Below are 7,326 nucleotides of genomic sequence, written 5' to 3' on the forward strand. Positions count from 1 at the left end.
CATCAACCCGAAGAACCACTCCCCAGAGAAGGAACCCCTGCATGTACGTCGATACCCATGTGATTGCCAGCCTCGCCCTGATCGCCAGTATGGTGGTGATCACCGGCGTGGGCATCTCGCTGCTGCGCCAGGCCATGAAGCACGACGCGGTCCGTGGCTCGCGCTGAACCGAACTGCCGGCCATCACCTTGCGAAGGGCGCCATGTCGGCGCCCTTCGCGCATTCGGGGAGACGGGAACAGGGCACGGGCTTCCGAGACCACCGCCGCGGCGCTAGGATGGACACCTTGCCAAGGAGAAGAGCATGTCGAGATTCTGCGTCTACCTGGGCTCACGCGACGGCCGTGACCCGCAATTCCTCGAGGCCACCCGGCAACTGGGCGGCGAACTCGCCCGTCGCGGCCACACCCTGGTCTACGGCGGGGCACGCATCGGCCTGATGGGTGCCCTGGCCGATGCCGTCATGGCCGGAGGGGGTACCGCGATCGGCGTGATGCCCGACCACCTGGTGGAGCGCGAGCAGGCCCACCATGCCCTCAGCGAGCTGATCCGGGTGCGCAACATGCACGAGCGCAAGGCGAGCATGGCCGCCCATGCCGACGCCTTCATCGTGCTGCCCGGCGGCATCGGCACCCTGGAGGAGTTCTTCGAAGCCTGGACCTGGCACTACCTGGGCCTGCACGACAAGCCGATCGGTGTGCTCGACACCGGTGGCTTCTATTCCCCGCTGCTGGCCTTTCTCGACAGCACCGTGGAGCACGGTTTCCTCAACGGCCGCACCCGGGCCGAGCTGATCGATGCTACCGAACCCGCCGCCCTGCTCGACGCCCTGGAGGCGCAACTGGCGGCCATCGCCTGAGACTCCCATTCATGCCCCAAGGAGCCAACGCCATGCACGCCATCACCCTCGACGGAGAACGCCTGCGCTGGCAGGAGGTCACCGGACCGGGCCCGCTGGAGAGTCGCCAGGTACGCCTCCGCGTGGCCTGGGCCGGGGTCAACCGCGCCGACCTGATGCAGCGCGCCGGGCACTATCCGCCCCCGCCCGGGGCGAGCGAGACCCTCGGGCTCGAGGTCAGCGGCATCGTGACCGAGGCCGGCCCCGGCGTCGAGGGCCTGCGGGTGGGCGACAGGGTCTGTGCGCTGCTCGCGGGGGGCGGCTACGCCGAGGAAGTGGTGGTCGACGCCCGCCAGCTGCTGCCGCTTCCCGAGGGCTTCGACCTGTGCCAAGCCGCGGCGCTGCCCGAGGTCTACGCCACCGCCTGGCTCAACCTGTTCATGGAGGGGGCCCTGGCGGCAGGGGAACGGGTGCTGCTGCATGCCGGCGCCAGCGGCGTGGGTACGGCCGCCATCCAGCTGTGTCGGGCCTTCGGCCATCCCTGCTTCGTCACCGTGGGCAGCGAAGAGAAACTCGCGGCGTGCCGCGCCCTGGGCGCCGAAGCGGGCTGGAACCGCCACGACGGCAGTTTCGCCGAGGCGGTGAAGGCCTGGGGCGGCGCCGACTTGATCCTCGACCCGGTAGGCGCGAGCTATCTCGCCGACAACCAACGGGTACTCAACGCCGATGGCCGCCTGGTGCTGATCGGGCTGATGGGCGGGCGGAGCGCCGAGCTGGACCTGGGACGGATGCTGATGAAGCGCCAGCGGCTGATCGGCTCGACCCTGCGCGCCAAGCCGCCGGCGGCCAAGGGCGCCATCCTGGCTGCCCTGCAGACCCAGGTCTGGCCGAGGCTGGCCAGCGGCGAACTCGAGCCGCTGATCGACCGCACCTGGCCCATCACCGAGGCCGAAGCGGCCCACGAACACGTGAAGCGGGATGCCAATATCGGCAAGGTACTGCTGTCGGTCAGCGGCGAGAGGTAGGGAGGGCCGATTCAGGCCTCATCGGCGAGCTCGCGGGTCCGCTGGTAGGTGAGCTGCAGCAGGCGGGCGTCGTCGCCGGCGCGGTGGCGATGGATACCCAGCTCGCGCACCAGGGCTTCCTTGGTGGTCTTCCACAGCCGCAATTGCTCGTCGCTGAGCAGCATGCGCAGCGCCTCGAGACGAAACGCCGGCAACATGCCGGCATGGTGGAAGAGCAGCGATAGCCAGGTATTGTCGTAACCCCAGCTGTCGCTGTAGGCGAGCCCCACCTCGACCAGTTCGTCGTTGAGCCAGCACGCCACCTGACGCACCGGGTACCCCTCGCGCTCCAGCCGGCCACGACTGATCCCGTGCAGCAGCTCCGCCTTGGGATCCCAGTGGGTCCACTCCGGCAGGGGCTGCACGAGGAAGGCGCAGGTGCTGCCATCGGAACGGGCCAGGCCGACCTCGATGGGGTAACTGCCACGCCCGAAACCGGACGCTTCGATATCCAGCAGTGTCGGTAGCGTCACGGGAAGGCGGATCCTCGAGGTAGGCACCGGGTCGATGGCAAGGGCCGTGGAGGCCCGCGAATGACCTAGTGTCGCGTCTGGGCTTCCGTGCTGTCCAGCGGGTCGGTGAAGCCCGCCTGGCGATCGGCCAGCCGCTGCCAGTAATCGGCGCGCTCGGCATCCACCGGCAGGCCGAGTTCGCCCTGACGGTAGGCCTTGGCCAGGCGGCCGGCGGCCAGGGGGTGGCCGGCCTCGCCGGCGCGGGCGTACCAGGTCACGGCGTGATCATCACGGCGCGGGTAAAGGGCACACCCGTGCTCATGAATCTGTCCGGCCTGGTATTGGGCGCGGGTATCCCCGGCATGGGCCGCCTCGAGCACGTAGCGGGCGCCTCGCGCCTTGTCCTGGGGGCTGACGCCGCGATGGAAGAGCATGTGCCCGTAGAGCGACAGCGCCGCCGGGTGGCCGGCATCGGCGCAGCGCTGGAAGAGGTGCATGGTCAGCTTCTGGGTACGCGGCGAACGAGGCAGCCAGCGTGTATGGAACAGCTGCTCCGCCAGACGGTATTCGAGCCGGGTGAACAGTGATGATGCCTGAGGCATGGCAAGCAACCCTGGTCCTGTGGTGCCGAAGACGACATCGCCCACTACCCTGTGTGCGGCGTCATTCGCATACGGTGACGACTGCCCTGCGGTCTCCGCCGGGGCAACGGGCCGCAAGCATACGCCCGCCCCGGCGGCGACTCAACCCCCTGCATTTGCTGCCTTGGTCGCCCTGCCGCTACCATGCCGATTCCGGACCAGACGTTTCCAAGACACAAGAGCCTTGCAAGGGGAATGACGGATGCAGACGCGACCGCTTGGCGACACCGGCATCGAGGTCAGCCGACTCTGCCTGGGCACCATGACCTTCGGCGAGCAGAACAGCGAGGCCGACGCCCACGAGCAGCTCGACCGGGCCGTGGCCTTCGGTATCAACTTCATCGACACGGCCGAGATGTATCCGGTGCCGCCGAAGGCAGAGACCCAGGGGCGCACGGAAGCCTACATCGGCAGCTGGCTGAAGCGCCGCAGCTCCCGCGACGACATCATCCTCGCCACCAAGGCCACCGGCCCGGGCCTGGAGCATGTGCGTGGCGGGCCGCGCCTGACCCGCGAGCACCTCCGGCAGGCCATCGACGAGAGCCTCTCCCGCCTGCAGACCGACTACGTCGACCTCTACCAGCTGCACTGGCCGGATCGTCGCGCCAACTTCTTCGGACGGCTCGGCTACGAGCACGACGAGGAGGAGGACAGCACGCCTCTCGAGGAAACGCTCTCGGCGCTCAAGGAGTTGGTGGACGCCGGCAAGGTCCGCGCCATCGGACTGTCCAACGACACGCCCTGGGGGGTCATGCGTGCCCTGCACCTCGCCGAGACCCTCGGCCTGCCACGAGTCGCGAGCATCCAGAACCCCTATAACCTGCTCAACCGCACCTTCGAGGTGGGCCTGGCCGAGATCGCCCATCGCGAAAACGTGGGGCTGCTGGCCTACTCGCCGCTGGCCTTCGGCATGCTCTCCGGCAAGTACCTCGACGGCGCTCGACCCGCAGGCGCCCGCCTCACCCTCTTCGAACGCTTCCAGCGCTACACCAACCCGCTCGCCAAAGAGGCGACCCGGGCCTACGTCGAGATCGCCCGGAGCTACGACCTCGACCCGGCGCAGATGGCCCTGGCGTTCGTCAATTCGCGCAGCTTTCTTACCAGCAACATCATCGGCGCCACCACCATGGAGCAGTTGGAAGACGACCTGGCGAGCGAAGCGCTCAGGCTCGAGCAAGGCGTACTGGACGCCATCGAGGAGGTGCATCGACGCCTGCCTAACCCCGCGCCCTGACCCCGTCGAGACAATGCGGCGGGCTATCGAGGCGATAGCCCACGGCAGGCGGGCGGCTTGGTATACTCGGGGCATCGCCGACAGGCCCCATCCCCAGGTACAGGAGCGCCCCCATGCTGAGTGTGATCTCGCCCGCCAAGTCGCTGGACTTCGAGACACCGGCCACCACGGCCCTGCATACCGAACCGGACTTCCTCGATCGCAGCCGCGAACTGATCGAGATCCTGCGTGATTACTCCCCGCAGCGGCTCAGCGAGCTCATGGGCATCAGCGACAAGCTCGCCGGACTCAACGTGGCGCGCTTCGAGGAGTGGCACACACCCTTCACCCCCGATAACGCCAAACCCGCCGTCCAGGCCTTCAAAGGCGACGTCTACATCGGCCTGGAAGCCGACACCTTTGGCGACGACGACAATGCCTTCGCCCAGGATCACCTGCGCATCCTTTCCGGGCTCTACGGCCTGCTGCGCCCCCTCGACCTGATCCAGCCCTATCGCCTGGAGATGGGCACCCGCCTCGGCAACCCCGCCGGCAAGGATCTCTACGCCTTCTGGAAGGAGCCCCTGACCGCGGAGCTGGACAAGGCCGTGGCCGCCAGCGGCAGCCCGGTGCTCGTCAACCTGGCCTCCAATGAATACTTCAAGGCGATCGACCCCAAGCGTCTCTCGGCCAGGGTGATCACCCCGGTGTTCAAGGACGAGAAGAACGGCCAGTTCAAGATCATCAGCTTCTACGCCAAGAAGGCACGCGGCCTGATGGCCGCCTGGATGATCCGCCAACGCCTGGACGATCCGGAAGGACTCAAGGGGTTCGACGTCGCCGGCTATCGTTTCAGCGCCGCCATGTCCCACGGCGATACCCTGGTCTTCACCCGCGAGGAAGGCGCCGCCTGACGCGGCGCACCGGCCTACGCAAAGACTAGCGGGCGCGCCGAGCGACCCTTGAGGAAGTGCCGGTGGGTCTGCTTGAAGCGCTCGTCGTCGCAGCGCTGCAGCCACTCGTAGGCCACCATGTCGGCACTCACCGCCACGGCACCGGCCTGCACCATGCGCTCCCGCGCCAGGTGTGCCTCGTCGGCACGGCGACTCGCCGTGGCCTCCACCAGCCAGTAGACCTCATAGCCCGCTTCCAGCAGGCCGAGACCTGTCTGCATCACGCAGATATGGGCCTCGGCACCGCACAGCACTACCTGCCGCTTCCCGCTCTCGCCGAGCGCCGCGGCAAACTCCGGCTCCTCATGGGCGCCGAAGTGGACCTTCTGCCACCGCCGATGGTCCGGGAGCGCCGCCAGTAGCCGTGGCTCGCTACCGCCGAGCCCTTGGGGGTATTGCTCGGTGACCCACACCGGAACGGCCAGCGATGTGGCCAGCCCGCCCAGCCAGGCGGCTTCCGTTACCGCCTGATCGCCATGTTCGATGACCGGCAACAGCCCGGCCTGCAGGTCGACGATCAGCATCAGACTCTGTTCACGTATCAGGCGCATCGACGCTCTCCCGCATCATTGTTGTCGTGAGCGACCAGCATAGCCGCTAGAATGGCTCGACCTGAAGCTTACCCTGCTGCACACATCCCTGAATGGAGACCTCTGAATGCGCCATCTTCTCGTCATGCTGGTGGTCGGTGTACTGGGCTTCGGCCTCGCCGTGGAACACGCCGACGCCCGTCGCCTCGGCGGCGGCAAGAGCTTCGGCACCCAGTCCCGCACCGTGGAGCGCCCTGCTGCTGCCCCCAGCCAGGCGGCACCCACACGGCCGGGGTCCGCCCAGGCAGCCGGCTCGCGCATGCCCGGTATGCTCGGCGGCCTGCTCGCCGGCGGGCTGCTCGCCGCACTGTTCTTCGGTGGCGCCTTCGACGAACTGCGCCTGATGGATATCCTGCTGGTCGCCGGTATGGCTTTCCTGCTGTTTCGTCTGCTGGCGCGCCGTCGCCCCGCCGTGGCTGCCGGCCAAGTCGGCCAGCCGGCACCTCGCGTGCAACCCCAGGCCTTCCAGACCGACACTGCCTTCCAGGGCAGTGGCGCGCCCTTTGCCGGTGAGCCCGAATGGTTCGACCGCGAACGCTTCCTTGCCGGTGCCAAGGAGCACTTCATGACCCTGCAACGCGCCTGGGACAATAACGATTTCGCCGGCATCCAGGAGTACGTGACACCCGAGCTCTACAACCTGCTGCGTGCCGAGCGCACCGACCACCCGGCCAACAACCGCACCGAGGTCATACGCCTGTTCGCCGAGCTGGGCGCCATATGCGAGGAGGGACAGCGGGCCGAGGCCACGGTAATCTTCCATGGCATCCTCGACGAGAACGGGGAGCATAACGAGTTCAACGAGACCTGGCACCTGGTCCGCGAGCTGCGCGACGGCGCTCCCTGGTACGTGCAGGGCATCGAGCAGAACGACTGAGGGTTTGCCCCGACCGAACGACATGAGGCCGGGTGATCGCCCGGCCTCCTGCATCGATTCCTGACGACGCCCCGTGGTCAATTCCCCTCGGCGGAATCCTGGATCTCTTCGCCCATCTCCTCGACGCTCTCCCCGGCATCTTCCATTGCCTCATCGATGTTCTGGCCGGCTTCCTCGGCCGGGCCCGGGTCATCCTGACAGGCCACCAGTCCCCCGGCCATCATGGCGATCAGCAGTACCAGGCCAAACCTCTTGAGCATATCGGTCTTCATGGTCGTCTCCTCCTGAGAGCGTTATATCCACTAATGTCTTGTCATATGGGCAATCCCTTGAAGACCCTAGCCGAATTGAAGAGGCATGACCACTACCTCCTGAAACACTATGTAACTGACACGCGACAACCCAAAACTCATCGATCGGAAACGCAAAAACCCCGAACACTGAATGCCCGGGGTTTTCTCTGAAGAGGTGCCTGACGATGACTCGGGCGGCGCTCCGCTACTCTACTCGTCTCATTCTGAGACTCGCCCTTCGGGCCCGCTGAAGCGGTTCCCGTTTGTTCCCGACAAACGGGTCCGTGGGAGACCCCTGAACGACGAAACCCCGACCAATGGCCGGGGTTTCTGAAAAGGTGCCTGACGATGACCTACTCTCGCATGGGGAGACCCCACACTACCATCGGCGCTGAGCGGTTTCACT

General features: G+C 66.9%; 10 protein-coding genes. 6 read left to right on the top strand and 4 right to left on the bottom strand.

From position 1 onward, the window contains the following. The first annotated feature begins 41 nt into the window (after positions 1–41). The 3 genes from AC5W54_RS07210 (at position 42) to AC5W54_RS07220 (ending at position 1,862) form a co-directional block, all read left to right on the top strand. Positions 42–167: a hypothetical protein gene (locus AC5W54_RS07210; protein ID WP_495961386.1), complete on the top strand. Its 126-nt coding sequence runs from the start codon at positions 42–44 to the stop codon at positions 165–167. A gap of 136 nt (positions 168–303) precedes the next feature. After that, on the top strand, positions 304–858 hold the full coding sequence (locus AC5W54_RS07215; protein ID WP_495961387.1) for an LOG family protein: 555 nt from the start codon (positions 304–306) through the stop codon (positions 856–858). Positions 859–890: 32 nt separating this feature from the next. Continuing rightward, entirely contained in the window at positions 891–1,862 is a 972-nt protein-coding gene (locus tag AC5W54_RS07220) for an NAD(P)H-quinone oxidoreductase (protein WP_495961388.1), read from the top strand. 11 nt (positions 1,863–1,873) lie between these two features. Here AC5W54_RS07220 and AC5W54_RS07225 read toward each other — a convergent pair whose 3' ends face one another. Further along, positions 1,874–2,374: a hypothetical protein gene (locus AC5W54_RS07225; RefSeq protein ID WP_495961389.1), complete on the bottom strand. Its 501-nt coding sequence runs from the start codon at positions 2,372–2,374 to the stop codon at positions 1,874–1,876. Positions 2,375–2,439: 65 nt separating this feature from the next. Next, entirely contained in the window at positions 2,440–2,955 is a 516-nt protein-coding gene (locus tag AC5W54_RS07230) for a tetratricopeptide repeat protein (protein ID WP_495961390.1), read from the bottom strand. 241 nt (positions 2,956–3,196) lie between these two features. Here AC5W54_RS07230 and AC5W54_RS07235 point away from each other — a divergent pair, with 241 nt between their 5' ends. Continuing rightward, the gene (locus AC5W54_RS07235; RefSeq protein WP_495961391.1) at positions 3,197–4,228 is read left to right on the top strand and encodes an NADP(H)-dependent aldo-keto reductase; all 1,032 of its coding nucleotides are present in this window, start codon (positions 3,197–3,199) and stop codon (positions 4,226–4,228) included. A 113-nt stretch (positions 4,229–4,341) separates the two neighbouring features. Next, a complete protein-coding gene (gene yaaA / locus AC5W54_RS07240) occupies positions 4,342–5,121 on the top strand; it encodes a peroxide stress protein YaaA (RefSeq protein ID WP_495961392.1) in 780 nt (259 codons plus the stop codon). 14 nt (positions 5,122–5,135) lie between these two features. On the opposite strand, the gene AC5W54_RS07245 is transcribed toward yaaA, so the two are convergent. Then, positions 5,136–5,711 carry an isochorismatase family protein gene (locus AC5W54_RS07245; RefSeq protein ID WP_495961393.1) on the bottom strand — a complete coding sequence of 192 codons (576 nt, stop codon included), beginning with the start codon at positions 5,709–5,711 and terminating at the stop codon, positions 5,136–5,138. Between the two features lie 106 nt (positions 5,712–5,817). Here AC5W54_RS07245 and AC5W54_RS07250 point away from each other — a divergent pair, with 106 nt between their 5' ends. Next, a complete protein-coding gene (locus tag AC5W54_RS07250) occupies positions 5,818–6,627 on the top strand; it encodes a Tim44 domain-containing protein (RefSeq protein ID WP_495961394.1) in 810 nt (269 codons plus the stop codon). Positions 6,628–6,704: 77 nt separating this feature from the next. Here the strand turns inward: AC5W54_RS07250 and AC5W54_RS07255 are convergent, their stop codons facing one another. Beyond that, positions 6,705–6,899 (bottom strand): hypothetical protein, encoded by a 195-nt coding sequence (locus AC5W54_RS07255; protein WP_495961395.1) that lies wholly within the window; start codon positions 6,897–6,899, stop codon positions 6,705–6,707. Positions 6,900–7,326 lie beyond the last annotated feature (427 nt).

Source organism: Halomonas sp. LMYGS-3, assembly GCF_059509875.1.